Source organism: Aeromonas sp. 601027 (assembly GCF_049174455.1).
In the GTDB taxonomy this organism is placed as follows: Bacteria; Pseudomonadota; Gammaproteobacteria; order Enterobacterales; family Aeromonadaceae; genus Aeromonas; species Aeromonas veronii_A.
In genome coordinates this window covers 608,683-634,571 of the sequence record NZ_JAAKTN010000001.1, presented here as the reverse complement: position 1 = coordinate 634,571, position 25,889 = coordinate 608,683, and the positions used below count along the sequence as shown (strand labels likewise).

The 25,889-nt window shown below is 58.3% G+C and carries 22 protein-coding genes; 8 read left to right on the top strand and 14 right to left on the bottom strand.

Features of this window, described 5'->3' with window-relative positions:
- Nucleotides 1-11: 11 nt before the first annotated feature.
- From ihfA to G5193_RS02655, 8 genes are all read right to left on the bottom strand, one after another.
- Nucleotides 12-308: an integration host factor subunit alpha gene (gene ihfA, locus G5193_RS02690; RefSeq protein ID WP_005300715.1), complete on the bottom strand. Its 297-nt coding sequence runs from the start codon at nt 306-308 to the stop codon at nt 12-14.
- 3 nt (nt 309-311) lie between these two features.
- Complete coding sequence (gene pheT / locus G5193_RS02685) at nt 312-2,699, bottom strand: phenylalanine--tRNA ligase subunit beta (protein ID WP_376901005.1); 2,388 nt, start codon at nt 2,697-2,699, stop codon at nt 312-314.
- Between the two features lie 12 nt (nt 2,700-2,711).
- Complete coding sequence (gene pheS, locus G5193_RS02680; RefSeq protein WP_376901004.1) at nt 2,712-3,695, bottom strand: phenylalanine--tRNA ligase subunit alpha; 984 nt, start codon at nt 3,693-3,695, stop codon at nt 2,712-2,714.
- A gap of 379 nt (nt 3,696-4,074) precedes the next feature.
- Nucleotides 4,075-4,431 carry a 50S ribosomal protein L20 gene (rplT, locus tag G5193_RS02675; protein ID WP_005300683.1) on the bottom strand — a complete coding sequence of 119 codons (357 nt, stop codon included), beginning with the start codon at nt 4,429-4,431 and terminating at the stop codon, nt 4,075-4,077.
- A 15-nt stretch (nt 4,432-4,446) separates the two neighbouring features.
- Nucleotides 4,447-4,644: a 50S ribosomal protein L35 gene (gene rpmI, locus G5193_RS02670; RefSeq protein WP_005300673.1), complete on the bottom strand. Its 198-nt coding sequence runs from the start codon at nt 4,642-4,644 to the stop codon at nt 4,447-4,449.
- Between the two features lie 86 nt (nt 4,645-4,730).
- Nucleotides 4,731-5,261: a translation initiation factor IF-3 gene (infC, locus tag G5193_RS02665; protein WP_234923365.1), complete on the bottom strand. Its 531-nt coding sequence runs from the start codon at nt 5,259-5,261 to the stop codon at nt 4,731-4,733.
- Between the two features lie 21 nt (nt 5,262-5,282).
- Nucleotides 5,283-7,211 carry a threonine--tRNA ligase gene (gene thrS, locus G5193_RS02660; RefSeq protein ID WP_005336690.1) on the bottom strand — a complete coding sequence of 643 codons (1,929 nt, stop codon included), beginning with the start codon at nt 7,209-7,211 and terminating at the stop codon, nt 5,283-5,285.
- A 233-nt stretch (nt 7,212-7,444) separates the two neighbouring features.
- Complete coding sequence (locus G5193_RS02655; protein WP_227342860.1) at nt 7,445-8,032, bottom strand: tetratricopeptide repeat protein; 588 nt, start codon at nt 8,030-8,032, stop codon at nt 7,445-7,447.
- A gap of 173 nt (nt 8,033-8,205) precedes the next feature.
- On the opposite strand from G5193_RS02655, the gene G5193_RS02650 reads away from it, so the two are divergent.
- On the top strand, nt 8,206-9,261 hold the full coding sequence (locus G5193_RS02650) for a PA0069 family radical SAM protein (RefSeq protein ID WP_005336693.1): 1,056 nt from the start codon (nt 8,206-8,208) through the stop codon (nt 9,259-9,261).
- Nucleotides 9,262-9,440: 179 nt separating this feature from the next.
- Here G5193_RS02650 and G5193_RS02645 read toward each other — a convergent pair whose 3' ends face one another.
- Complete coding sequence (locus G5193_RS02645) at nt 9,441-9,596, bottom strand: hypothetical protein (RefSeq protein WP_005345370.1); 156 nt, start codon at nt 9,594-9,596, stop codon at nt 9,441-9,443.
- Nucleotides 9,597-9,857: 261 nt separating this feature from the next.
- Here G5193_RS02645 and G5193_RS02640 point away from each other — a divergent pair, with 261 nt between their 5' ends.
- On the top strand, nt 9,858-11,255 hold the full coding sequence (locus G5193_RS02640) for an alpha-amylase family protein (protein WP_254203406.1): 1,398 nt from the start codon (nt 9,858-9,860) through the stop codon (nt 11,253-11,255).
- A 107-nt stretch (nt 11,256-11,362) separates the two neighbouring features.
- Here the strand turns inward: G5193_RS02640 and gyrA are convergent, their stop codons facing one another.
- Entirely contained in the window at nt 11,363-14,110 is a 2,748-nt protein-coding gene (gene gyrA, locus G5193_RS02635) for a DNA topoisomerase (ATP-hydrolyzing) subunit A (RefSeq protein ID WP_216962815.1), read from the bottom strand.
- A gap of 198 nt (nt 14,111-14,308) precedes the next feature.
- On the opposite strand from gyrA, the gene ubiG reads away from it, so the two are divergent.
- The 5 genes from ubiG (at nt 14,309) to yfaE (ending at nt 20,144) form a co-directional block, all read left to right on the top strand.
- Nucleotides 14,309-15,025, top strand: coding sequence for a bifunctional 2-polyprenyl-6-hydroxyphenol methylase/3-demethylubiquinol 3-O-methyltransferase UbiG (gene ubiG / locus G5193_RS02630; RefSeq protein ID WP_421204893.1), 717 nt, complete (start codon nt 14,309-14,311; stop codon nt 15,023-15,025).
- Nucleotides 15,025-15,720, top strand: coding sequence for an HAD family hydrolase (locus G5193_RS02625; RefSeq protein WP_204479250.1), 696 nt, complete (start codon nt 15,025-15,027; stop codon nt 15,718-15,720). Before ubiG ends, G5193_RS02625 begins: the two co-directional genes overlap by 1 nt.
- A 622-nt stretch (nt 15,721-16,342) precedes the next feature.
- The gene (nrdA, locus tag G5193_RS02620) at nt 16,343-18,610 is read left to right on the top strand and encodes a class 1a ribonucleoside-diphosphate reductase subunit alpha (protein WP_421204892.1); all 2,268 of its coding nucleotides are present in this window, start codon (nt 16,343-16,345) and stop codon (nt 18,608-18,610) included.
- Nucleotides 18,611-18,690: 80 nt separating this feature from the next.
- The gene (nrdB, locus tag G5193_RS02615) at nt 18,691-19,824 is read left to right on the top strand and encodes a class Ia ribonucleoside-diphosphate reductase subunit beta (RefSeq protein WP_421204891.1); all 1,134 of its coding nucleotides are present in this window, start codon (nt 18,691-18,693) and stop codon (nt 19,822-19,824) included.
- Nucleotides 19,821-20,144 carry a class I ribonucleotide reductase maintenance protein YfaE gene (yfaE, locus tag G5193_RS02610; RefSeq protein ID WP_421204890.1) on the top strand — a complete coding sequence of 108 codons (324 nt, stop codon included), beginning with the start codon at nt 19,821-19,823 and terminating at the stop codon, nt 20,142-20,144. Before nrdB ends, yfaE begins: the two co-directional genes overlap by 4 nt.
- 118 nt (nt 20,145-20,262) lie before the next feature.
- On the opposite strand, the gene mltA is transcribed toward yfaE, so the two are convergent.
- Nucleotides 20,263-21,414, bottom strand: a complete 1,152-nt coding sequence (gene mltA / locus G5193_RS02605) for a murein transglycosylase A (protein WP_421204889.1) — start codon at nt 21,412-21,414, stop codon at nt 20,263-20,265.
- Between the two features lie 149 nt (nt 21,415-21,563).
- On the opposite strand from mltA, the gene G5193_RS02600 reads away from it, so the two are divergent.
- Nucleotides 21,564-21,815 (top strand): DUF1289 domain-containing protein, encoded by a 252-nt coding sequence (locus G5193_RS02600; RefSeq protein WP_216953548.1) that lies wholly within the window; start codon nt 21,564-21,566, stop codon nt 21,813-21,815.
- Nucleotides 21,816-21,916: 101 nt separating this feature from the next.
- On the opposite strand, the gene fruA is transcribed toward G5193_RS02600, so the two are convergent.
- From fruA to fruB, 3 genes are read right to left on the bottom strand one after another with little or no spacing between them, the layout of a single operon-like run.
- Entirely contained in the window at nt 21,917-23,653 is a 1,737-nt protein-coding gene (fruA, locus tag G5193_RS02595; RefSeq protein WP_421204888.1) for a PTS fructose transporter subunit IIBC, read from the bottom strand.
- Nucleotides 23,650-24,639, bottom strand: coding sequence for a 1-phosphofructokinase (pfkB, locus tag G5193_RS02590; protein ID WP_421204887.1), 990 nt, complete (start codon nt 24,637-24,639; stop codon nt 23,650-23,652). The genes fruA and pfkB overlap by 4 nt, the downstream gene beginning before the upstream one ends.
- Nucleotides 24,639-25,754 (bottom strand): fused PTS fructose transporter subunit IIA/HPr protein, encoded by a 1,116-nt coding sequence (gene fruB / locus G5193_RS02585; protein WP_421204886.1) that lies wholly within the window; start codon nt 25,752-25,754, stop codon nt 24,639-24,641. Before fruB ends, pfkB begins: the two co-directional genes overlap by 1 nt.
- Between the last annotated feature and the right edge of the window lie 135 nt (nt 25,755-25,889).

Below are 25,889 nucleotides of genomic sequence, written 5' to 3'. Positions count from 1 at the left end.
CTGGCTTTTTATCACTCGTTGGGTTCAACATTTTCTACCCTGGCCTTGAGCTTCTGGCCAGGCCGGAAGGTCACCACGCGGCGGGCGCTGATAGGAATATCCTCGCCCGTCTTGGGGTTGCGTCCGGGACGCTGATTCTTCTCACGAAGGTCAAAGTTACCGAAGCCTGAAATCTTGACTTGTTCACCACGCTCAAGCGCCTGTCGGATTTCCTCAAAGAAGGCTTCCACCATATCTTTGGCTTCACGCTTGCTCATCCCGAGCTGGGTGAACAGGTGCTCTGCAATGTCGGCTTTGGTAAGCGCCATAGATCAATCCCTCAAGGATGCATTCAACTCTTCACCAAGGGCCCGCACGACATTGTCTACGGTCTCGGCAATCTCTTTCTCCTCCAGGGTGCGCTGGGTGTCTTGCAATACAAGACTGATGGCCAGGCTCTTCTTGTCCTCTGCCATACCAGCACCCTGGTATACGTCAAACAAGTTTATTCCAACTACCTGATTTCCGCCAACTTTTTTAATTACCGCAAGCACATCACCTGCCAGAACCTGACGATCGACTACCACGGCAATGTCGCGACGGTTCGCCGGGAACTTGGAAACTTCGGCCGCAACCGGCACCTTGGCAGGGGTCAGCTTATCCAGCTCCAGCTCAAACATCACCGCGCGGCTCTTGAGGCCCAGCTTCTTCTCGAGGCTCGGGTGGATCACGCCGATGTGGCCGATGATCTCGCCATTGCGCAGGATGGCTGCGCTCTGGCCCGGGTGCAGGGCGCTGTGCTCGGTGCGCTCGAAGGTAAAGGTGGCCCCTTCGGCGGTCAAGTCCAGCACCGCTTCCAGATCTCCTTTCAGATCAAAGAAGTCGGCTGCGCGGGTTTTGATATCCCAGTGTTCGTCGCTCTGGTTGCCAGTGATGATACCGGCCAGCATCGGCTCCTGACGGATACCGTTCTCGGCGCTTTCATCCTTGATGAAACGCAGACCCTGCTCGAACAGACGCACACGCGGCTGCTGACGATTCTGGTTGTAAACAACGGCTTGCACCAGACCCGGGAACAGAGAGACACGCATGGCGGACATCTCGACCGAGATCGGGTTCGGCAGCACGATGGCATCGCTCTGCGGGAACAGGGTTTGCTGGGTCTTGGGATCGACGAAGCTGTAGGTGATCGCTTCCTGGAAACCGCGGTCAACCAGCAGGTCGCGCACGCGCTTCAAGGTCACCTGCCCTTCTGCCTGCTCCACCATCGCCAGAGAAGCGGCGGGTTTCAGGTTCGGGATGTTGTTGTAGCCGTAGATGCGAGCCACTTCCTCAATGAGGTCTTCCTCTATGGCGATATCGAAACGCCAGGAGGGTGCCAGCGCAGTCCAACCGTCAGCATCCACAGTGACCTGCATGCCGAGGCGGGTCAGGATCTCGACCACCTGAGCGTCAGCCACGCTGATACCGATCACCTTGTCGAGCTTGCTGCGACGCAGCTTGATGGGGGCCGCTTTCGGCAGATGGGCATCGGATTTGACCTCGATGACCGGACCCGCTTCGCCGCCGCAGATCTCCAACAGCAGACGGGTGGCTCTGTCCATCACCTTGGCTTGCAACTCCGGATCCACCCCGCGCTCGAAGCGGTGGGAAGAGTCGGTGTGCAGACCGTAGGCACGGGCACGGCCGGTGATGGAGAGCGGCGCGAAGAAGGCGCACTCCAGCAGGATGTCGGTAGTGGTCTCGGATACACCGGTGCGATTGCCACCGAAGATACCGGCCATGCAGGCAGGACCTTTGGCATCGGCAATCACCAGGGTGGTCTCTTTGAGCTTCACTTCGTTGCCATCGAGCAGGGTCATCGGCTCATCGGCGTGGGCACGACGCACCACCAGTTCCCCTTCCAGGGTAGCCAGATCGAAGGCGTGCATCGGCTGACCGTATTCCAGCAGCAGGTAGTTGGTGATGTCGACAATGGCGTCGATGGAACGAATGCCGCCACGGCGCAGCTTCTCTTGCATCCAGAGCGGGCTCTGGGCCTGCAAGTTCAGCCCCTTGATGACGCGGCCCAGATAACGGGGGCAATCAGCTGGTGCTTCAACCCGGATCGGGAAAGTTGCATCAATGGTGGCAACAGCTGGTGCCCAGGTCGGCTCGACCACGTCCACGCTGTTGAGCACGCCAATTTCACGAGCCAGACCCGCGATACCGAGGCAATCGGCACGGTTCGGAGTCAGATCCACGTCGATGGAGACGTCGTTCAGATTGAGGTAGTCACGAATATCGGTACCGATGGGGGCATCGGCCGGCAGCTCGATGATGCCATCGGCTTCAACGTCGATACCCAGCTCGCTGAAAGAGCAAAGCATGCCGTGAGACGGCTGGCCACGCAGCTTGGCTTTCTTGATAGTGAAATCACCCGGCAGGGTCGCCCCTACTTTGGCCACACACACTTTCAGGCCCTGACGGCAGTTCGGCGCGCCACAGACGATGTCCAGCAGCTCGGCTTCACCCACGTTGACCTTGGTCACCCGCAGCTTGTCGGCGTCAGGATGCTGGGCGCACTCGACCACTTCACCCACCACCACATTGTTGAACTGGCCGGCAACTGCTTCCACGGCGTCCACTTCCAGACCGGCCATGGTGATCTGCTCGGCCAGCGCATTGTCACTCAACTCGGTGCGGACCCACTCCATCACCCAGGATTTACTGAATTTCATGTTCTCTCGCCCTTACTTGAACTGCTTGAGGAAGCGCAGGTCGTTTTCGAAGAAGGCACGCAGGTCGTTGACCCCGTAACGCAGCATGGTCAGGCGCTCAACGCCCATGCCGAAGGCAAAGCCGGAGTATTTTTCCGGATCTATGCCGACCGAACGCAGTACGTTCGGGTGAACCATGCCGCAGCCCAGCACTTCCAGCCACTTGCCGTTCTTGCCCATCACGTCTACTTCGGCGCTCGGCTCGGTGAACGGGAAATAGGAAGGACGGAAGCGAATGGTCAGGTCTTCCTCGAAGTAGTTGCGCAGGAAGTCGTGCAGAATGCCCTTCAGCTCGGTAAAGCTGGCATGCTCGTCAACCAGCAGACCTTCAACCTGATGGAACATCGGGGTATGGGTCATGTCGTAGTCGTTACGATAGACGCGGCCCGGTGCAATGATGCGGATCGGCGGCTGCTGATGCTCCATGGTACGGATCTGCACGCCCGAGGTGTGGGTACGCAGCATCAGATCAGGATTGAAGTAGAAGGTATCGTGATCGGTACGCGCCGGGTGATGAGCCGGAATGTTCAGTGCATCGAAGTTGTGGAAGCCATCTTCAATCTCGGGACCACGGGCAACCTTGAAGCCCATCTCGCCAAACAGGCGCTCAATGCGCTCGATGGTGCGGGTTACAGGATGCAGACCACCATTCTCAATGCGACGGCCCGGCAGGCTGACATCGATGGTCTCGGCGGCCAGCTTCTGGTTCAGCACGGCAGCTTCGAGCGCTTCACGACGCTCGTTCAGCGCATCCTGAACCTGCTGTTTTGCCTGGTTGATCACGGCGCCCGCGGCGGGACGCTCTTCGGCAGACAAGGCACCCAGGCCCTTCATCTGCTCGGTAAAAAAGCCCTTTTTACCCAGATATTTGACCCGGATTTCGTCGAGGGTCGCGATATCGCTCACGCCCTCAATTTCGGCTCTGGCTTGGCCGACTACTTCTTCAAGCTGTTGCATGTCTTCCTCGTCACCACTCCCGGTACAGGAGCCTTTAGGCTAAATAAGGTCAAGAGTGGAATAATACAAAAAAAGCCCCTTCGCTGACCATAGTTAAGGTGGGCTTTTCTCCCTACAAATCATTTTGTTATATCAAGCGAGTCTCATCGATTTACCGTCACTCTTGAAATAGTAGAATAAAGACATAGTTTGTTGGCATACAATCCATTTATAGAACTAGTGATCTCCCACATGTCACTTTGTATGGAGAAAACTGTAGCGCGTGTAAAACAGTGGACAAAACGTGGACGGGAGAAAGAAAAACGTGATGTAAAACCGTGAATGACAGATACAAAAAAGGAGGCCTGAGCCTCCTTTATTTTTTATAACAGTGCTGGAATTAGACCAGAGCTGCTTTAGCTTTTTCAACCAGGGCGGTGAAAGCCAGCTTGTCGTGAACGGCGATATCGGACAGGATCTTGCGATCGATCTCGATAGAAGCCTTCTTCAGACCGTTGATCAGACGGCTGTAGGACAGACCGTTCTGACGGGCAGCAGCGTTGATACGCGCAATCCACAGCTGACGGAATTGACGCTTTTTCTGGCGACGGTCACGGTAGGCATACTGACCAGCTTTGGTTACCGCTTGTACCGCTACGCGGTAAACACGGGAACGGGCGCCGTAGTAACCCTTGGCGGCTTTCATTACTTTCTTGTGACGAGCACGAGCAGTCACACCACGTTTAACTCTTGGCATTTTTCACATCCCCCCTTATGCGTACGGCAGACAAGCGACAACACGTTTGTGGTCGGCAGCGGAAACAAAGAACTTCGGTCCCAGCTGACGCTTACGCTTACTGCTCTTCTTGGTCAGGATGTGACGCAGGTGGTTGTGCTTGCACTTGAAGCGACCTGAGCCAGTCTTCTTGAAGCGCTTTGCGGCGCCCCGGTTGGTTTTCATCTTCGGCATTTCATACTCCGCATTGTGAGTGACAACAAAATCGCAAGGCGAACCGACTCATGGAGCGAGCCCCATGAGTCAATTTCTTGTGGGCCTTAAGATTTCTTCTTAGGTGCGAGGACCATCACAGCTTGACGGCCTTCGACTTTCGGGAACGATTCGACTACGGCCAACTCTTCCAGATCGTTCTTGACGCGCTCAAGAACCTTGATACCAAGATCCTGGTGTGCCATTTCACGACCACGGAAGCGCAGGGTGACCTTAGCCTTGTCCCCGTCTTCCAGAAAGCGAACCAGGTTGCGTAGTTTTACCTGATAGTCGCCTTCGTCAGTGCCAGGACGGAATTTGATCTCCTTGACCTGGACGACTTTCTGCTTTTTCTTCTGTTCTTTGGTGGTTTTGCTCTTTTCGTAGAGGAATTTGCCGTAATCCATGATCCGGCAAACGGGCGGCTCGGCGTTCGGACTGATCTCGACCAGATCCACTTCGGCCTCTGCGGCCAAGTTCAGTGCTTCCTGGATAGATACGATGCCAAGAGCTTCGCCATCCAGACCAGCCAAACGAACTTCTTTCAGACGGATCTCTTCATTGATCCGGTGAGCGCGGGCTTGCGGTTGCTTGCCCAGTTTTTTTCCGCCTTTTATAGCTTATTCCTCCACTTTCTTTTGTCCGCGGGTCTGAACTTCCTGGGTCAGCAGAGCGATGAACTCTTCAACAGGATAAGTGCCCAGGTCAGCCCCTTTACGAGTCCGTACTGCAATCTTACCGGCTTCAACTTCTTTATCGCCGCAGACCAGCATGAAAGGTACTCGCTTCAAAGTATGCTCGCGGATTTTAAAGCCAATCTTCTCATTTCTCAAGTCCGCTTTTGCGCGAAGGCCCGCATCATTCAATGCTTTGGCTACTTTCACCGCATAATCGGCCTGATTGTCCGTGATATTCATGACCACAGCCTGAGTCGGAGCCAACCAGGTCGGGAACAGACCGGCGTACTCTTCAGTCAGAATACCGATGAAGCGCTCGATAGAACCCAAGATGGCCCGGTGGATCATCACAGGTACATGACGATCGTTGTTTTCGCCCACATAAGTGGCACCCAGACGACCAGGCAGGGCAAAGTCGAGCTGCACGGTACCACATTGCCACGCACGATCAAGGCAATCGTGCAGGGTAAATTCAATTTTTGGACCGTAGAACGCCCCTTCACCCGGCTGCAAATCGTACTTCAGACCGTTGAGCTCCAGCGCTTCGGCCAGCGCTTTCTCGGCGCGATCCCACATCTCGTCAGAGCCGATACGCTGCTCGGGACGAGTGGAGAGCTTGACCACGATGTTCTCGAAGCCAAAGGTACCGTAGACGTCATAGACCATACGAATACAGCCGGAGACCTCTTCCATGATCTGCTCTTCGGTACAGAAGATGTGAGCGTCATCCTGAGTGAAACCGCGCACCCGCATCAGACCGTGCAGGGAACCGGACGGCTCGTTGCGGTGGCAGGAACCAAACTCGGCCATCCGCAGCGGCAGATCGCGGTAGGACTTCAGACCCTGGTTGAAGATCTGGACGTGACCCGGGCAGTTCATCGGCTTGATGGCGTACTCGCGGTTTTCGGACTGGGTGGTGAACATGGCCTGGGCATACTTCTCCCAGTGACCTGAACGCTCCCACAGGACGCGGTCCATCATGAACGGACCTTTCACTTCCTGATAGTCGTACTCTTTGAGCTTGCCGCGGATAAAGGTTTCCAGCTCACGGAAGATGGTCCAGCCATCGTTGTGCCAGAACACCATACCGGGTGCTTCTTCCTGCATGTGATACAGGTCGAGCTGCTTGCCGATCTTGCGGTGGTCGCGCTTGGCGGCCTCTTCCAGACGCTGCAGATAAGCCTTGAGCTGCTTCTTGTCAGCCCAAGCAGTACCGTAGATACGCTGCAGCATCTTGTTGTTGGAGTCGCCACGCCAGTAGGCGCCGGACATCTTCAGCAACTTGAAGTGGTGGCAGTGACGCATGTTGGGCACGTGCGGGCCGCGACACATGTCGATGTACTCTTCGTGATGATAGAGACCTGGCTGGTCATCACGGGCAATGTTCTGATCCAGGATTTCGACTTTGTAAGACTCGCCGCGCGCCTCGAATACATCGCGCGCTTCTTGCCAGGAGACTTTCTTCTTGATGACGTCGTAATCCTTGGCTACCAGCGCCAGCATGCGCTCTTCCAGGGCAGCCAGATCTTCATCGGTCAGGGTACGGTCAAGATCAACGTCATAGTAGAAGCCGTTGTCGATGACAGGACCGATGGCCATCTTAGTCTGGGGCCAGAGTTGCTTGATAGCATGACCCAGCAAGTGAGCGCAGGAGTGGCGCAGGATGTCCAGACCTTCTTCGTCTTTGGCGGTGATGATGGCCAGCGCAGCATCGGCTTCGATCAGCTCGCATGCATCCACCAGTTCACCGTTTACCCGACCGGCAATGCACGCCTTGGCGAGACCGGGACCGATGTCCGCAGCCACATCCATGACGGAAACAGAGTGGGCAAATTGACGTTGGCTGCCGTCAGGCAGAGTAATGATTGGCATTATGTGTTTCCTTATACAGTGGTGACCCCTACCAAAGGTCACATGCGGGATGGAAAAGAGATTCAAAAAGGTGATGTTCTGGTTCTCCACAGCACTTTGCGAAGACGGCCTGACACGCAAACAGCATGTCTAACATGACAAACCAAGCCAAAACGGCCCCCATGCTACCAGAAGTCGGGCGTGCTGTATCGGATTTGCAGATATTTTCTACAGTCAAATGAGTCGCCTACCGACTATTCGCCAAGCAGGGATTGCCAGTTGAAGTCAAAGTCACTGCTCCCCTCCTCTGCCAGCGCCAGCTCTTGCAGCACCTGAAGCGCCAGCTTGTTGCCCTTTTGTGCCGCCTGATAGAGCCACTGTTTCGCCTGAGCCAGATCGACCCTGCCGCTGACCCCCATCAGATGAAGCACACCGACTTTCAGCATGGCCGGGACATCACCATTGCGGGCAGCCTGCTCCATCCAGTGAAAGGCTTGGCGCAGATCTCGCTTGACCCCGACACCGCGCAGATAGAGCTCTGCCAGCCGATATTGGCCGAAGGGATCTCCTGCCTGCGCCGACTGGCGATAGAGGCTGATGGCCTGATGGATATCCTGCTCGCTCCCCTGCCCCACCTCATGACTCCAGCCCATCAGGGCTTGCGCCCGAGGTTGGCCTTGATCGGCCAGTGGCGACCAGATCCGGGTCGCCTCATCAAAGTGACCGGTACGCCAGGCACGGTTGGCGGCAGCCATCTCCTGCTCGGTGGAGAGCGGAAGCAGACGCCAGATAACCAGCGCAAACAGACCGATAAACAGCCAACGGGAAGTGGTGGGGCTCATGATGATTTCCGTGATCCAGTTCTCATTTCGTCTATGTAAACGAAATGTAGCGTTGCGATCAAGCAAGAGATCCCTACGACAACCCTTTTTGCACCCGGTCGATCAGCAGTTGTTGTCATTTATCCGGGGTACCTGCAAAATAACTGTATGTATAAACAGTGTCGGTGCACACCATGGCAGGACGAGGCAGCCCCAACAATATCGATCACCGTTTTAGCGGCCCCCTTGTCGAAGCGGTCGATGACGGCTGGCAATCGTCCGATTGGGATGCCGCCTTCACTTCTTCTGTGCCTGGCACCGAGGTGCGGGAGATCGATGCACGCAGTATCATCAGCTACAACAGCTCGCCGGATGTCCCCTTTGGTCGCTCCATCAACCCCTATCAGGGGTGCGAACACGGCTGCATCTACTGCTATGCCAGACCCAGTCACGCCTATCTGGAACTCTCCCCTGGTCTTGATTTCGAGAGCAAGCTGTTTGCTAAACGCAATGCAGCCGATCTGCTGCGTCGGGAGTTTGCCAAACCGGCCTATCAGCCACAGACCATCTTCATTGGCGCCAATACCGACCCCTATCAACCCATCGAGCAGCGCTATCGCCTCACCCGGCAGTTGCTGGAAGTGATGCTGGCCCACCGCCATCCGGTCGGACTCATTACCAAGAGCGCCATGATCTTGCGCGACCTCGATCTGTTGACCGAGCTGGCCAGAGAGGGACTGTGTCAGGTGATGGTATCGGTGACGACCTTGAACGAAACCCTGCGGCGACAGCTGGAGCCCCGCGCCAGCACGGGCACCGGCCGCTTGAAAGTGATCGAAAAGCTGGCCAACGCTGGTATACAGGTGGGGGTATTGGCCGCCCCCATGATCCCGCGGCTCAATGAGCCGGAGCTGGAGCAGATCATCAAATCGGCTGCCGAGGCTGGCGCCAGCTGCGCCGATTACATTCTGCTGCGCCTGCCCCACGAGCTGGCGCCGCTATTTGGTGACTGGCTCGATACCCACTATCCGGGCCAGAAGGAGGCTATTTTGAATCAGTTGCGAGCCAGCCGCGGTGGCGGGCTCAACAGTACCGCCTTCGGTACCCGCATGCGCGGTGAGGGGCACTTTGCCGATCTGCTGGCCCAGCGCTTTCGCCTTATCAGCAAACGACTTGATCTGGGCAAACGCCATATTCAGCTCAGGCTGGATGGGTTTATCCGCCCCGGGGAGCAGCTGTCGCTCTTCTAATCCCCCTGCTCACGCCCTTCACGCATCAGGCACAGAGCCCTTGCCTGCCAAGAGGTCGAGAGGAAGATATGCCGCGATACATCCTGTGGAAAACCCGCTTTCCTAATTTTCCAAATTGGCCAACGAAGTAGCCATGTCGCCACAAGATCGCGCAATCCGGTAAAGGCTGTGTTAGCGCCTTAGCCTGCGCGCTGATCCCGACCCTGCTGCACCATTTCAACCGGTAGTCGCGAGGGTTCATGAGCCACTTCGTGCTCATCCTCTTCATACAGCGGCACCTCTGACTCGCCCCATACCCGGCTCCACCAAATTTCCCACGTGATCCAACTGGTCATATGCAGCTCCTGACGGTGAAGGTGATGGCAACAACGCACCACTCGCCTGGCAGGATAGCGGCTGGGAATGACAGGGAAATGACAAAAAAATCACTTGTAAAAAGCAACTGGCGGTGGCGAGGAAAAGCCGAAACAGTTCACATATTCGGCGAAATCATACTGAAAGCGGTCACAAATCTGCAGGTTGTTGATTGCAGCTCACTCTGTTCCCGCCAAAGCTGAGTTGCCCATTCAGGCATCTATAAAAACAGGGACACAATAATGAAACACACAGCGGGAATATGGGCGATCGCAGGCATGCTGATCGCCCCCTTGGCGCACGCCGACGTCATACTGCACGCCTTCAACTGGAAATACAGTGAAGTGACCGCCAAAGCCGACCTTATCAAGTCGGCCGGTTACAAACAGGTACTCATCTCACCGCCCCTGAAATCATCAGGCAACGAGTGGTGGGCCCGTTACCAACCGCAGGATCTGCGCCTTGTCGACTCCCCTCTTGGCAACAAGCAGGATCTCGAGCAGCTGATCGCCGCCATGAAGGCGCGTGGCATCGCCGTCTATGCCGATGTGGTGCTCAACCACATGGCCAACGAAAGCTGGAAACGCAGCGATCTCAACTATCCCGGCAACGAGCTGCTGCAAAGCTACGCCAGCAACCCGGCCTATTTCGAGCGCCAGAAACTGTTTGGCGATCTGGGGCAAAACCTCCTCTCCGGTCAGGATTTTCATCCCGAAGGGTGCATTAGCGACTGGAGCGATCCGGGTCATGTCCAGTATTGGCGACTCTGTGGTGGTGCCGGTGACAAGGGGCTGCCGGATCTGGATCCCAACAACTGGGTAGTGAGCCAGCAACAGGCCTATCTCAAGGCGCTTAAGGGGATGGGGATCAAGGGTTTTCGGGTCGATGCGGTCAAACACATGAGCGATTACCAGATCAATGCCGTGTTCACCCCCGAGATCAAACAGGGGATGCATGTCTTTGGCGAGGTGATCACCACAGGGGGCGCAGGCAGCACCGATTACGAGCGCTTCCTCAAACCCTACCTCGACAGCAGCGGTCAGGGGGCCTATGACTTTCCGCTGTTTGCCTCCCTGCGTGGCGCGCTGGGGTATGGCGGCAGCATGAACCTGCTGGCGGATCCGGGCGCCTATGGTCAGGCGCTACCGGGCAGTCGCGCAGTCACCTTTGCCGTGACCCACGACATCCCCACCAACGACGGCTTCCGCTATCAGATCCTGACCCAGACTGACGAGAAGCTGGCCTACGCCTACCTGCTCGGCCGCGATGGTGGCTCGCCGCTGGTCTATTCGGATCACGGCGAGACCCAGGCCAAGGATGGACTGCGCTGGCAGGATTACTACCAGCGCGCCGATCTCAAGGGGATGATCCGCTTCCACAATGCGGTGCAGGGTCAACCCATGCAGCTGGTCGGCAGTGGCGACTGCTTCGTGCTGTTCAAACGTGGCAAACAGGGGCTGGTCGGCATCAACAAGTGCGACTATGAGCAGGAGTACTGGCTCGATACCGCCAGGTTCGAGATGAACTGGTATCGCAACTATCGGGACGTGCTCGACCAAGGGGCCGTAGTCAACGTGCAGAGCCAGTGGGTACGGGTCGCCATTCCTGCGCGCAGTGCCAGAATGTGGCTGCAGGAGTGATCCAGCCGTAAGAGCAGCGTAAAGTCATAAAAAGCAGACAAATAAAAAGAGCGACCACCAGGGTCGCTCTTTTTGCTCAGAGACGTTGCTCGGGTAACTGGTGACGATTACTCGTCGCCCGCTTCCCCAGCATCGACCGCATCAGTGCCGGTCACGGTATCGGTACCTTCAGATACCTCACCGTCAACGGCCAAAGCGTCGTTTTCGTCTTCGTCGCTCTCGGCGATACGCTGCAGGCCAACCACGGTCTCGTCTTCACCGGTACGGATCAGACGGACACCGCCGGTGTTACGGCCAATGACGCTCACCTCGGCAACACGGGTACGCACCAGGGTACCGCCGTTGGTGATCAGCATGATCTGGTCGGTATCTTCGACCTGGATCGCATCGATCACCTTGCCATTGCGCTCATCCACCTTGATGGAGATAACGCCTTGGGTACCACGGCTCTTGGTCGGGTATTCGGCCAACGCAGTCCGCTTGCCGTAACCGTTCTCGGTGGCGGTGAGGATGGCACCTTCGCCGCGCGGAACGATGAGGGAAACCACCTTGTCACCGGCGCCCAGCTTGATGCCACGGACACCGGCTGCGGTACGACCCATGGGACGCACACCCTTGAAGGTACCCTTGCTTTCGGTGCCTTCGCCGTTGTCGCTACCATCATCGTCGTTGCCGGCATCGTCGTCGGTTTCAACGTCATCGCTGACATCGGCATCAGCGCGACCGCTGCCTTCCGCGAAGCGAACGACTTTGCCCGCGTCGGAGAAGAGCATGATCTCGTTGCTGCCATCGGTGATATCCACCCCGATCAGCTCATCGCCCTCTTTGAGGTTGATGGCGCGGATACCGGAGGAGAGCGGACGGCTGAAGTCAGAGAGGCTGGTCTTCTTCACGGTACCGTTGGCGGTGGCGAAGAAGACATACTTCTCGGCGTCATATTCCTTCACCGGCAGGATAGCGGTGATACGCTCACCCTCTTCCAGCGGCAGCAGGTTGATGATCGGACGACCACGGGCGCCACGGGATGCTTCCGGCAGCTGGTAAACCTTGAGCCAGTAGACCTTGCCACGGGTGGAGAAGCACAGAATGGTGTCGTGGGTGTTGGCCACCAGCAGACGCTCCACAAAGTCCTCTTCCTTGATCCGGGTGGCCGACTTGCCACGACCACCGCGGCGCTGGGCCTCGTAGTCGGAGAGCGGCTGATACTTCACATAGCCCTGGTGAGACAGGGTAACCACCACATCTTCCGGAGTGATCAGATCTTCGATGTTGATCTCGGCACTGGACATGCTGATCTCGGTGCGACGCTCGTCGCCATACTGCTCGCGCACGGCCAGCAGTTCATCGCGGATCACTTCCATCAGACGAGCCGGGCTCGCCAGGATGTGCAGCAGCTCGGCGATCAGATCCAGCAGAGATTGGTACTCTTCCAGGATCTTCTCGTGCTCGAGGCCGGTCAGCTTGTGCAGACGCAGGTCAAGGATGGCCTGGGCTTGCTGTTCGGTCAGGAAGTATTGACCTTCACGGATACCGAACTCGGGCTCCAGCCACTCTGGCCGTGCCGCGTCGTCGCCCGCTTTTTCCAGCATGGCGGCCACATTGCCGAGTTCCCAGCCCTTGGCAACCAGGCCCGCTTTCGCGTCGGCCGGGGTCGCGCTGTGGCGGATCAGCTCGATGATGGGATCAATGTTGGCCAGCGCAACCGCCAGACCTTCCAAAATGTGTGCCCGATCCCGCGCCTTGCGCAGTTCGAACACGGTCCGGCGAGTCACCACTTCACGGCGGTGCAGCAGGAACGCATCCAGGATCTCTTTAAGATTCATCACCTTGGGCTGGTTGTTATCGAGCGCCACCATGTTGATGCCGAACGTGGTCTGCATCTGGGTGTGCTTGTAGAGATTGTTCAGCACAATCTCGCCGGACTCGCCGCGCTTGATCTCGATAACGATGCGCATGCCGTCTTTGTCAGACTCGTCGCGCAGGGCACTGATGCCCTCTATCTTCTTCTCTTTGACCAGCTCGGCGATCTTCTCGATCAGTCGAGCCTTGTTCACCTGATAGGGGATCTCGTGAACGATGATGGTCTCGCGACTGGTCTTCTCGTCCACTTCCACTTCAGCTTTGGCCCGCACATAGATGGAGCCACGACCGGTACGGTACGCCTGCACGATGCCGGAACGACCGTTGATGATGCCGCCGGTGGGGAAATCCGGGCCGGTGATGTAGGTCATCAGCTCGTCAATGGTGAGGTCGCCGTTTTCGATCAGCGCCAGGCAGCCATTGACAATCTCGGTGAGGTTGTGAGGCGGAATGTTGGTCGCCATGCCCACCGCGATACCGGAGGAGCCGTTGACCAGCAGGTTGGGAACCTTGGTAGGCATGACCGCCGGGATCATCTCGGTGCCGTCATAGTTCGGCACCCAGTCCACGGTCTCTTTGTCCAGATCGGCCAGCAGCTCGTGGGAGATGCGGGCCATCCGCACTTCGGTATAACGCATCGCCGCGGCGCTGTCGCCGTCGACTGAACCGAAGTTGCCCTGACCATCGACCAGCATGTAACGCATGGAAAAATCCTGCGCCATCCGGACAATGGTGTCATACACAGCGCTATCGCCGTGCGGGTGATATTTACCGATTACGTCACCGACCACACGGGCCGATTTTTTATAGGGCTTGTTCCAGTCGTTCCCCAACTCGTTCATAGCAAACAGAACGCGGCGGTGAACCGGTTTCAAGCCATCACGCACATCCGGCAGAGCTCGTCCTACGATCACGCTCATGGCGTAATCAAGATAGGAACTCTTGAGCTCTTCTTCGATGTTGACCGGCGTGATCTCTCTGGCCAGATCGCTCATAGAAAGCCTTATCCCTAATTAGTTGTTCTTTGGCTTAAACAGCGCGACATGGTAACACACTGAGCCAAATACCTTAAGCCACAAATCGGGTATCAGATCGGGCTGGTGTGACAAAGTCCGTCCGTTATAATGCCCGCCAGGACAATAGATTGCGCCCATGACTCAGAAGCGGGCGCCCTGCCACAGGATCTTCGAAAAATGAACAGTGATGCCAATGTCGATCTGACAGAAATCGCCAAGTTTGAAGCCATCGCCTCCCGCTGGTGGGACATGGAAGGTGAATTCAAACCCCTGCATCAAATCAATCCGGTACGCCTTGACTGGATCACCGACAAAAGTGGCGGTCTGTTTGGCAAGCGCATTCTCGATATCGGATGTGGCGGTGGCATTCTCTCCGAGAGCATGGCCCACCGTGGCGCCAGGGTCACCGGCATCGACATGGGCAAGGAGCCCCTCGGCGTCGCCCGCTTGCACGCTCTGGAGCAGGGTGTCGAGCTCGAGTACCGCCAGATCACCGCCGAAGCCCATGCCGCCGAAGTGCCGGGCCAGTATGACGTAGTCACCTGCATGGAGATGCTGGAGCATGTACCGGACCCCGCTTCCGTGCTGCGCGCCATCGCCACCTTGGTGCGCCCGGGCGGTCGGGTGTTCGTCTCCACCATCAACCGCAACCCCAAATCCTATCTGATGATGATCATCGGGGCCGAATACCTGATGAAGATGGTGCCCAAGGGTACCCACGATCACAAAAAATTCATCACTCCGGCCGAACTGTGTCGCATGGGTGAAGCAGCGGGCCTGCTGGTGCGGGATATGAGCGGGGTGCACTATGCACCGCTCTCCAACAGTTTCAAGCTCGGCAAGAATGTCGACGTCAACTATATGGTGGAGTTTGTCCGCCCGGAGCACGGTTGATGAGCGCCTCTCACCCTCTGCCCCTGCGCGGTGTGCTGTTCGATCTGGACGGCACCCTGCTCGACACTGCCCCGGATCTGGGGGCCGCCGTCAACCATGTCCTGATCAGCGAAGGCTTTGCGCCGCTCTCTGACGAGATTATTCGTCAGACCACCTCCCACGGGGCGCTCGGGCTGCTGAAAGCGGGCCTCGGCGACGAACTACTTGAAGAGCTGGGGGCCACGCGCCTGCGCAATGCCTTGCTCGACTACTACGCGGCCAATCTCTGCGTTGGTACCCACCCCTATGTGGGAATGGTGGATCTTATCGAGTGGCTGGATGAAAAACAGCTCCCCTGGGGTATCGTCACCAACAAGCCGGGCTTTCTCACCGAACCGCTGCTGGCAGCCCTGCCAGAGCTTGCCAGCTGCGGCGTCACTGTCAGTGCCGATACCCTGCCAGTACGCAAGCCCGACCCCGCCCCTATGTTCTTTGCCTGTGAGAAACTGGGGGTCGAGGCGGCTCACTGCCTCTATGTGGGGGATCATGTGCGGGATATCGAAGCAGGCCGCAATGCTGGCATGCGCACCGCCGTCGCTGGCTGGGGCTATCTCAATGATGAGGAAGATCCCGCCCAGTGGGGCGCCGATCTGCACTTTGATACCGTGCAAGCCCTGCACCACTGGCTGCGCTATGAGTTGACGGCCAAGGCGTAACGCGCAGCCTTACCGGCTGACATGTGATAACGGGGCGAAGAGACTCTCCGCCCCTTGCATCTTTCCTTTAAGCTCCTGCCTCCTGCGCCACCAGCACCCCTCTATTCATGGATAATAAAGGCAGCTTTCTGCCTGTTGGATACCCATTTGACAAGCTCTCAGCCGTCACAAAGCGGCCACAAACCACCGTCATCTGATGCAAAGCCCTTGCCACGCTGAGCCCGCGGCTGCGACAACTGGACAGCTTTTGACCCTTGTTGCATAAGGGATAATCAGCCGCCGTTAGCTAGTAAAAAGCCCCCCATTTCGCAAGCAAAAAAAGTTATTTAAATTTTCCATCTTCGATCGGGAGACTTGCATTTAGCGGAGCGGACGAATGAAAACCCGCTCACTGTGAGCGGTCACTAACTGATGGGGCAAGACTCACAATTTATCCACAGCTCGTCACTTATCCACACATTGCAATGGCGGGCTGACCTCACTATCTTGTAGCTCGAACTTAAAATAACACTACATCTTGTGATTCATCGCACAATCTCTACCCAACTCCCGCACACCGCCGGAGCCTAGGTGGCGCCATTGTGCGATGGTTTTTCGGGAATCAACTGAAGGTCATCAGCCAATGAACTTGTTTGTGACGAAGCGTAACGGACACAAAGAACCCATCGATCTGGATAAAATTCACCGCGTGCTGGACTGGGCCGCCGAAGGGCTCGACAACGTGTCGGTCTCCCAGGTAGAGCTCAAATCCCACATCCAGTTCTATGACGGTATCCGTACCGCCGACATTCACGAAACCATCATCAAGGCGACTGCTGACCTCATCTCCGAGCAGACCCCGGACTACCAGTACATGGCAGCCCGTCTGGCCATCTTCCACCTGCGCAAGAAGGCCTACGGCCAGTTCGAACCGCCCCACCTCTACCAGCACGTGGCTCGTCTGGTGGACATGGGCAAGTACGACAAGCACCTGCTGGAAGACTACACCCAGGCCGAATTCGAAGAGCTGAACACCCATCTGGATCACTGGCGCGACATGGATTTCTCCTACGCGGCAGTCAAACAGCTGGAAGGCAAATATCTGGTCCAGAACCGCGTTACCGGCGAGATCTACGAGAGCCCGCAGTTCCTCTATATGCTGGTTGCGGCCTGCCTCTTCTCCAAGTATCCGAAAGATACCCGTCTGGACTACATCAAGCGCTTCTATGATGCGGTCTCGACCTTCAAGATCTCCCTGCCGACCCCGATCATGAGCGGCGTGCGCACCCCGACCCGTCAGTTCAGCTCCTGCGTACTGATCGAATGCGACGACAGTCTGGACTCCATCAACGCCACCGCCAGCTCCATAGTGCGTTACGTTTCCCAGCGCGCCGGTATCGGCATCAACGCCGGTCGCATCCGCGGTCTGGGCAGCCCTATCCGTGGCGGCGAAGCGTTCCACACCGGTTGCATCCCCTTCTACAAATACTTCCAGACTGCCGTGAAGTGCTGTTCCCAGGGCGGCGTGCGCGGCGGTGCGGCCACCCTGTTCTACCCGCTGTGGCACACCGAAGTGGAAAGCCTGCTGGTGCTGAAGAACAACCGCGGCGTGGAAGAGAACCGTGTTCGTCACATGGACTACGGCGTGCAGATCAACAAGCTGATGTACCAGCGCCTCATCAAGGGCGGTGACATCACCCTGTTCTCCCCGTCCGATGCGCCGGGTCTGTACGATGCTTTCTTCGCCGATCAGGACAAGTTTGAAGAGCTCTACGTCAAGTACGAGCAGGATCCGGCCATTCGCAAGAAGACTCTGAAAGCGGTAGACCTTTTCTCCCTGATGATGCAGGAGCGTGCCGGTACCGGTCGCATCTACATCCAGAACGTGGATCACTGCAACACCCACAGCCCGTTCGACCCGAGCGTGGCGCCGGTACGCCAATCCAACCTCTGCCTCGAGATTGCGCTGCCGACCAAGCCGCTCAACAACATCGACGACGAGAACGGCGAGATCGCCCTGTGCACCCTCTCCGCCTTCAACCTGGGTGCCATCGACAAGCTGGAAGATCTGGAAGAGATGGCCGATCTAGCCGTGCGTGCCCTCGATGCCCTGCTCGACTATCAGGACTACCCGATTGCCGCCGCCAAGCGTGGCAGCATGGGTCGTCGTACTCTGGGGATTGGCGTCATCAACTACGCCTACTACCTGGCCAAAAACGGTGCCCGCTACTCTGACGGCTCCGGTCTGGCCCTGACTCACCGCACCTTCGAGGCGATCCAGTACTATTTGCTGAAAGCCTCCGTGCAGCTGGCCCGTGAATTCGGCCCCTGCCCGCTGTTTGGCGAGACCACCTATGCCCAAGGCATCCTGCCGATCGACACCTACAAGAAGGATCTGGATGCGCTGTGCAACGAGCCGCTGCATCTGGATTGGGAAAGCCTGCGCGAAGAGATCAAGTCTGTTGGCCTGCGCAACTCCACCCTGACCGCCCTGATGCCGAGCGAGACCTCCAGCCAGATCTCCAACGCCACCAACGGCATCGAGCCGCCGCGCGGCCTGGTCTCGGTCAAGGCCTCCAAGGACGGCATTCTCAAACAGGTGGTGCCCGAGTATGATCGCCTGAAAGATCAATACGAACTGCTCTGGAAGCAACCGAGCGTTGACGGCTACCTGCAGCTGGTCGGTATCATGCAGAAGTTTGTGGATCAGGCGATCTCCGCCAACACCAACTACGACCCGGCCCGTTTCGAAGGCAACAAGGTGCCGATGAAGCAGCTGCTGAAGGACTTGCTGACCGCCTACAAATACGGCCTCAAGACCCTCTACTATCACAACACCCGTGATGGTGCAGACGACACCCAGACCGACCTGCAAGATGACGGTTGTGCTGGCGGGGCTTGCAAAATCTAAGTCACGGCAAGACCTGATAACCGGGCGGGAGCGACAAGCTCCCGCTCTCCTGTTTTCTCCATACAGACATTCTGGTAACCATGGCCTATTCAACTTTCTGCCAAACCCAAAACGACCAGCTCAAAGAGCCGATGTTTTTTGGCCAATCGGTCAACGTAGCCCGTTATGACCAGCAAAAGCACGAAGTGTTCGAGCGGCTGATCGAAAAGCAACTCTCCTTCTTCTGGCGCCCGGAAGAGGTGGATGTCTCCCGTGATCGCATCGACTATCAGGCCCTGCCCCCCCACGAGCAGCACATCTTCATCTCGAACCTGAAGTACCAGACCCTGCTGGACTCCATTCAGGGGCGCAGCCCCAACGTGGCACTGCTGCCGCTAGTCTCCATTCCGGAGCTGGAAACCTGGATTGAGACCTGGGCGTTCTCGGAGACCATCCACTCTCGCTCCTACACCCATATCATCCGCAATATCGTCAACACCCCCGCCCAGGTGTTCGACGACATCGTGACCAACGAGCAGATCCTGAAGCGCGCCGGCTCCATCAGCCACTTCTACGACGACCTGATCGAAGCGACCGCCCTCTACAACCTGCACGGTGAAGGGACCCACACTGTCGCGGGCCGCGATGTGACCATCACCTTGCGCGAGCTCAAGAAGAAGCTCTATCTCTGCCTGATGAGCGTCAACGCGCTGGAGGCAATCCGCTTCTACGTCAGCTTCGCCTGCTCCTTTGCCTTCGCCGAGCGCGAACTGATGGAGGGCAACGCCAAGATCATCAAGATGATCGCCCGCGATGAAGCGCTGCACCTGACCGGCACCCAGCACATGCTGAATCTTATGCGCAGCGGTCAGGACGACCCGGAGATGGCCGAGATCGCGCTGGAGTGCGAGCAAGCCTGTTTCGACCTGTTCAAAGAGGCCGCCATTCAAGAGAAAGAGTGGGCCGAGTACCTGTTCCAGGGAGGCTCCATGATCGGCCTGAACAAAGACATCCTCTGCCAGTATGTCGAGTACATCACAAACCTGCGGATGGCCGCGGTCGGCCTGCAGCCAGCCTTTGCCGGCACCAAGCAAAACCCGATCCCCTGGATCAACACCTGGCTGTCGTCCGATAACGTGCAGGTCGCCCCGCAAGAGGTGGAGGTCAGCTCCTATCTGGTGGGTCAGATCGACAGCGAAGTCAATGCCGATGACCTGGGTGATTTCGAGCTGTGAGTGACGCCACCAACACGCTGACCCCTGCCCCGCACGCTGCTGCCGAACAGCATGCGGTCGTGGCACCACGGGTACATACCCGGGATGGTGCCGTGCTGCACGCCCATCCCGGCGAAAGTGTGTTGGAGACCCTGGAGCGCCATGGTCATCATGTGGAGTTCCAGTGTCGCAGCGGCTATTGCGGCGCCTGCCGCACTCCGCTGATGGCTGGCAAGGTGCACTACCCCAATGTGCCGCTGGCATTTGTCGCCCAGGGGGAGTGCCTCCCCTGCTGCTGCACACCGGTCGGCGCCATCCGGCTGGATATCCAGAAGAGCTGACGCAGCCACAGACTGGCAACTCGCACAAAATAGAAAGCCGCCGGAGCAATCCGGCGGCTTTTTTTGTCTCTTCACATTGCTCGGGCGCCCGATGACAGACGCCCAACCCCTCAGAGGATTACAACCAGGGGGCAGCGGTCGGCCCGTGGTGCAGGCCCAGCTTCCAGACCCGGCCAAAGTGCTTGTAGTGGCCGGCTGCGACACCGGCCTTCTCACCCATACCGTGGTAGAGATCGAGGTGGCCCTTCTTCACCGCCCCGCCCACATCCAGCGCAATCAACAGCCGCAGCTGGTGCTTGCCGGTCCAGTTGCCCTCTTTGTCGAGCAAGGGAACTTCGGCGAGGATCGGGGTACCCATCGGTAGCAGGGTCTTGTCGGCAGCGACGGCCGCCAGCGGCAGCAGCGGGATACCGGCGGCACCGATCACATCATTAGTCGGGCGACGCTCGAAGAAGACATAGGAGGGGTTCTGCTCTACCAGCTCCTTGACCCTGTGCTCAGGTTGCTGGTTGGCCCACTCCTTGATGGCCTTCATCGACATCTGCTCCTTGGGCACTTCACCGCGGTCGATCAGCACCCGGCCAATGCTCACATAGCCGTGGCCGTTCTTGCCGCTGTAACCCAGATATTGCAGCCTATCGTCGTCACCGTAGTGAACAAAGCCCGATCCCTGCACGTCCATCAGGAAGTTGTCGATAAGGGATTTGCTGTAACCCAGCTCCAACCCGCGGTTGGCAAGGGCGCCCTGGTGGATCTGTGCCCGGGTCGGACAACGGCTGCCGCAGTTGGGCATGGCATAGATGGGGTACTTATACTCGGCATCCGGGCGGTGACGCACCTCCAGCACCGGCGAGTAGTAGCCGGTAAAGAGCACGTTGCCCATCCGATCCGCACCGCCCAGCTGGGCCAGGCTGATGCCGTAACGGGTGATGTCGGCCGGATTGCCGCCGTTCGCTACCCAGCGGGAGAGCAGACGATATAGTTCACCATAACGGCTCGCCATCCGCCCTGAACGCTGCATGACAATGCGACTCTGGGGGCCAAACTTGCTGTAATCGACACTGGCACGACTGTTGACCCGCTCGACCCGCACCAGATCCCCCGGCAAGGTACCGTCCAGATACTGCTTGCCCAGATTTTCCGGCACCTCGCAGTTGAGAAAACATCTGTCATCAGTCTGTTTTTTGGGCACCTCTGCTTTGTCAGAGTTACCCGCACACCCGGCCAACCCCAGCACTATCGCGGCCAGCCAGAATCCGTGTTTGTTCATATGTCCTCATTTAACACCAAGAGTCCTGCTCGGCGGCAAGATGCCAAATTTGCAGGGGGAAAGCAAACGACATCAATCACTTGAAGAGAGATTTCTCCAAAGGGAGGATGCTGGGTTATAACAAGGTGACAGGATATGCGAGGTAATGGATGGAACAGCTCGAAATATTCCCGTTGCAGAGCCCCTGTATCGGGGTCTGCGAGGTGAACAACAAGGGCTATTGCAAAGGATGCCTGCGCAATCGCGAGGAGCGTTTCAACTGGCAGAAAATGAGCCCGGCCCAGCAACAGGATGTAATGCGTCTGTGTCGCGCCCGCAAGGCGCGGGTTGAGGCTGCGCGGCGCAAAGCGCTGGAAGGAGCGCAACCCCAGTTGCCAGAACAACAAGGCTGGGAGTTTTAACCACTCCCTATCTTCCCCTCACAGGTTACCTGTCCTCCCGACAAAACCAAAAGCGGCCCGCAGGCCGCTCTTGGTTATGACGTCTTGCCGGGTGGCGAGGCTTATGCCGTGGCCAGCTTGGCCTGCTCTTCGCCGCGCTTGAGCATGGCGTAGGAGACACCGGTCAGCAGCGAGCCTGCTGCAATGGCCACGATATACATCATGACATTGCTGATGGCGTGCGGGATGAACAGCACAAACAGGCCGCCGTGGGGTGCCATCAGCTCACAGCCGAGCAGCATGGAGAGCGCACCGGTCAGGGCGCCGCCAACCATACAGGCCGGGATAACGCGCATCGGATCCTTGGCGGCAAACGGAATGGCCCCCTCGGAGATAAAGCACAGTCCCAGTACGAAGGAGGCTTTACCCGCTTCCTGCTCCGCCTTGATGAACTTGGTGCGGGCCAGGAAGGTGGCAATACCCATGCCCAGTGCCGGCACCATACCAGCGGCCATCACCGCTGCCATCGGGGCGTAGGTTTTGGAGGCCAGCAGGCCGACACCGAAGGCGTAAGCCGCCTTGTTGACCGGGCCGCCCATGTCGAAGCACATCATGGCCCCGATGATCACACCCAGCAGCACGGCATTGGCAGAGCCCATGTTGTTGAGGAACTCGGTCATGGCATTCATGATGCCAGCCACCGGACCACCCACTACGTAGATCATCACCAGACCGGTAAAGAGGCTGGCAAAGAGCGGAATGATCAGGATGGGCTTGAGCGCTTCCAGGGTAGTCGGCAGGCGCACCTTGTCACTCAGGTACTTGGCGCTGTAACCGGCCAGGAAACCGGCCACGATGCCGCCGAGGAAACCGGCTCCCAGCGAGCTTGCCAGCATACCGCCGATCATGCCGGGAGCGAGACCCGGGCGGTCAGCGATGGAGTAGGCAATGTAACCGGCCAGCACCGGGATCATCAGGGCAAAGGCGGAGCCACCACCGATCTTCATCAGAGCGGCGGCCAGAGTGCCTTCCACCTTGAACGCTTCGATACCGAACACAAACGAGAGCGCGATGATAAGGCCGCCCGCCACCACCATGGGCAGCATGAAGGAGACGCCGGTCAACAGGTGCTTGTAGGGGCCTGCTTTTTCCTCTTTCTTGGGCTGGCTGGCACCGCTGTGGCGATAGGTTTTCGCCTCACTCCAAGCCTTGTCCAGCTCGGCGCGGGTTTTCTTCAATGCCGCACCCGTGCTGGTGCGATAAACCTGCTTGCCATCGAAACGGGCCATGTCCACTTCGATATCGGTGGCGAGGAACACCAGATCAGCAGATGCAATCTCCTCGGCAGTCAGGGCATTCTGGGCACCGACCGAGCCTTGAGTCTCGACGCGGATCTGATAACCCAGCTGTTTGGCCATGGTCTCCAGCGCTTCTGCCGACATAAAGGTGTGGGCCACACCGGTCGGGCAGGCAGTCACCGCCACGATGCGCTTGCCTGCGGCGGCCGGTTTGGCGGCAGCATTGGCAACGGCGGAGGCGGCTTGATGACGATAGACGCTGGCACCGCTGGTGGCTGCTTCCAGCAAGGCGGCCGGATCCTGCAGGGCGAGATCCATGCTGCCCTGATAGACTCGCTTGCCATCATAGGCGGCGAGATCCACCGGGGCACTGGCGACAACCAGCACCAGATCGGCGGCGGCAATCTGCTCCTTGCTCGGTACTTGGCGGGGCTGCACGCTGGAGCCGACGTCGAGGGTGAGTTCCCAGCCAGCCAGTTTGGCCTGCTGTTCTATCCGTTTTGCAGCGAGAAAGCTGGTGGCAATGCCCGCCGGGCAAGCCGTAACCAAGATTGCTTTCATTGGGCATCTCCTGAGTTTTCCATTGAGGGGGTATGGCATTGAACTTGTGCCAGCGCATCCAGACGCTCTACGCGCACCTGTTCAAGTAAAGGGTTGAGCACATTGATATCGTCAAAGCCGACCGCCACCTGACTGACCGCCAGTGCCGAGACGGCGGTGGCCAGCCGCAGGGTCTGCTCCGGCGCCCAGCCAAGGCTCAGACCATGGGCGAGACCTGCCACCAGAGAATCGCCAGCACCAACCGTGCTGACCACCTGCATCCGCGGTGGAATGGCTTGCCAAACGGCATCCGGGGCAAACCAGATGAGGCCATCGGCGCCGTTGGAGATCACCACGTTGGGGATCCCGCTCGCCTGCAGCGCGCGGGCACACTCGGCCTGCTCGCTCAGGGTCTTGATGGGGCGACCAGCCCACTGGCTCAGCTCCTCCAGATTGGGTTTGACCAGGGTCGGCGCCGCCTTGATCCCTTCGCTTAACGCCGCACCGCTGCAATCGAAGATCACCTGCTTGCCCTTGGCCTTGAGCAGGCGGATCAGATGGGCGCAGTAATCGGGGGCCACCCCTTTGGGCAGGCTGCCCGCCAGCACGAACCACTCGGCGTGAGGTGCCAATTTGTCGATGGCCTGCTCCAGCGCGCACACTTCCCCTTGCTGGATGGTGAGCCCCGGCAAGTTGAGATCGGTGACCCGACCGGACTGCTCGGAAATCTTGACGTTGATGCGGGTGCTGCCCGCGACACGGACAAAGTGATCATCCAGCGCACGCTCTGCAAACAGGGAGACAAAGCTCTGCTCATTGTCTGCGCCCAGCCAGCCGGTGACGCCCACCTCGCGGCCCAAGTCCTTGAGCACCATGGCGACGTTGATCCCCTTGCCTGCGGCACGCAGGTTGGCCTCGCTCACCAGATTGACCTCACCGAGGCTCATCGCCTCGAGGCGAGTAGTGAGATCAAGGGCCGGATTGAGGGTGATGGTAACAATCTTCATTAATGCGCCCCCTCGCCGAGACCAGCGGCGATCGCCTCACCGATCCCCTTGAGAGCCGCTTCGGCATCAGCCCCTTCGGCGCGAAACGCCAGACGGTGCCCGCATTTGACCCCAAGGCCGATCACTTTCATCAGGCTCTTGGCGGAAACCGCTTCGCCGCTGCCATCCAGATTGGCCACCCGGATGTCGGATTCAAACTCTTTGGCCACCTTGACCAGCATGGCGCCGGGACGAGCGTGCAAGCCGTGGGGATTGATGATGGTGAAGGTTTCGGAAAGACCGCTCGCGGGGCCTGCTTGCAGCATGGCCAGTCCCTCGCCGCCCGCCAGCGTAGCGAGTTGGCCGGCAGCCGCCAGTTTGGCCAGATTCTCCAGTTGCGGCAGATGGCTGCTATCTGCGGCGCACAGCAGCAGCATGGCGCTGACCGGCAGCTCCCCTGCGCGAAGTTCGCTGCTCGGGGTGGCCAGCACCCAGCCAGTCTGGGCCGATGCTGTTTGCTGAACATTGGCGCGGGCGAGCCAGACGCCCTCGCCCAGATAGGCAGGTTCGCTTGCCAGCAGCGCGCTCACCATGGCGGCATCGCCCCAGCCCGCCGATTTGGCGCGGGCGGCTGCTCCCAGCAGCAGTTGATCGCGATCATCGGCCGGGAAGTCAGCCAGGGTCAGGTATTGCACCTCTTTGGCGGCAGTGGCGCCAGTCAGGATGTTGATGATGGTGTCGGCATCGGTGGCCTCTTTGAGCTGAGCTGCCGCCTGCTCGTCACCCAGCACATGGGTGAGCTGGCGCAAAATGCCCAGATGCTCGTCGGACTTGGCGGCGATGCCGATGGCGACATAGGCGATCTGCCCCTCATCCCACTCGATACCATTGGGGAACTGGGCCACCATGACGCCTGTGCTCTTCACCAGATGACGGGTATCGGTGGTGCCGTGGGGAATGGCGATGCCACTGCCAAGATAGGTGGCATGCTGCGCTTCACGGGCCAGCATCCCATCCACATAGCCCGCTTCCACCAGACCGGCTTCGGTCAGTTTGCCTGCCAGCAGGGCAATGGCGTCCGACTTGGTCGCCACCGACTGCCCCAGCAAGATCTGCTCTCGCGCCAACTTCAACATAGAGACTCTCCATCAGGTTCCGGCCACGCCGGTACGTCACAATTGAACATTCGGATAACTCGCCAGCTGACAATAGACCTGAACACGGTTCACTGTGATCGGGGCCTGATTTTCAGGCCACTGGGTCTCTTCGTT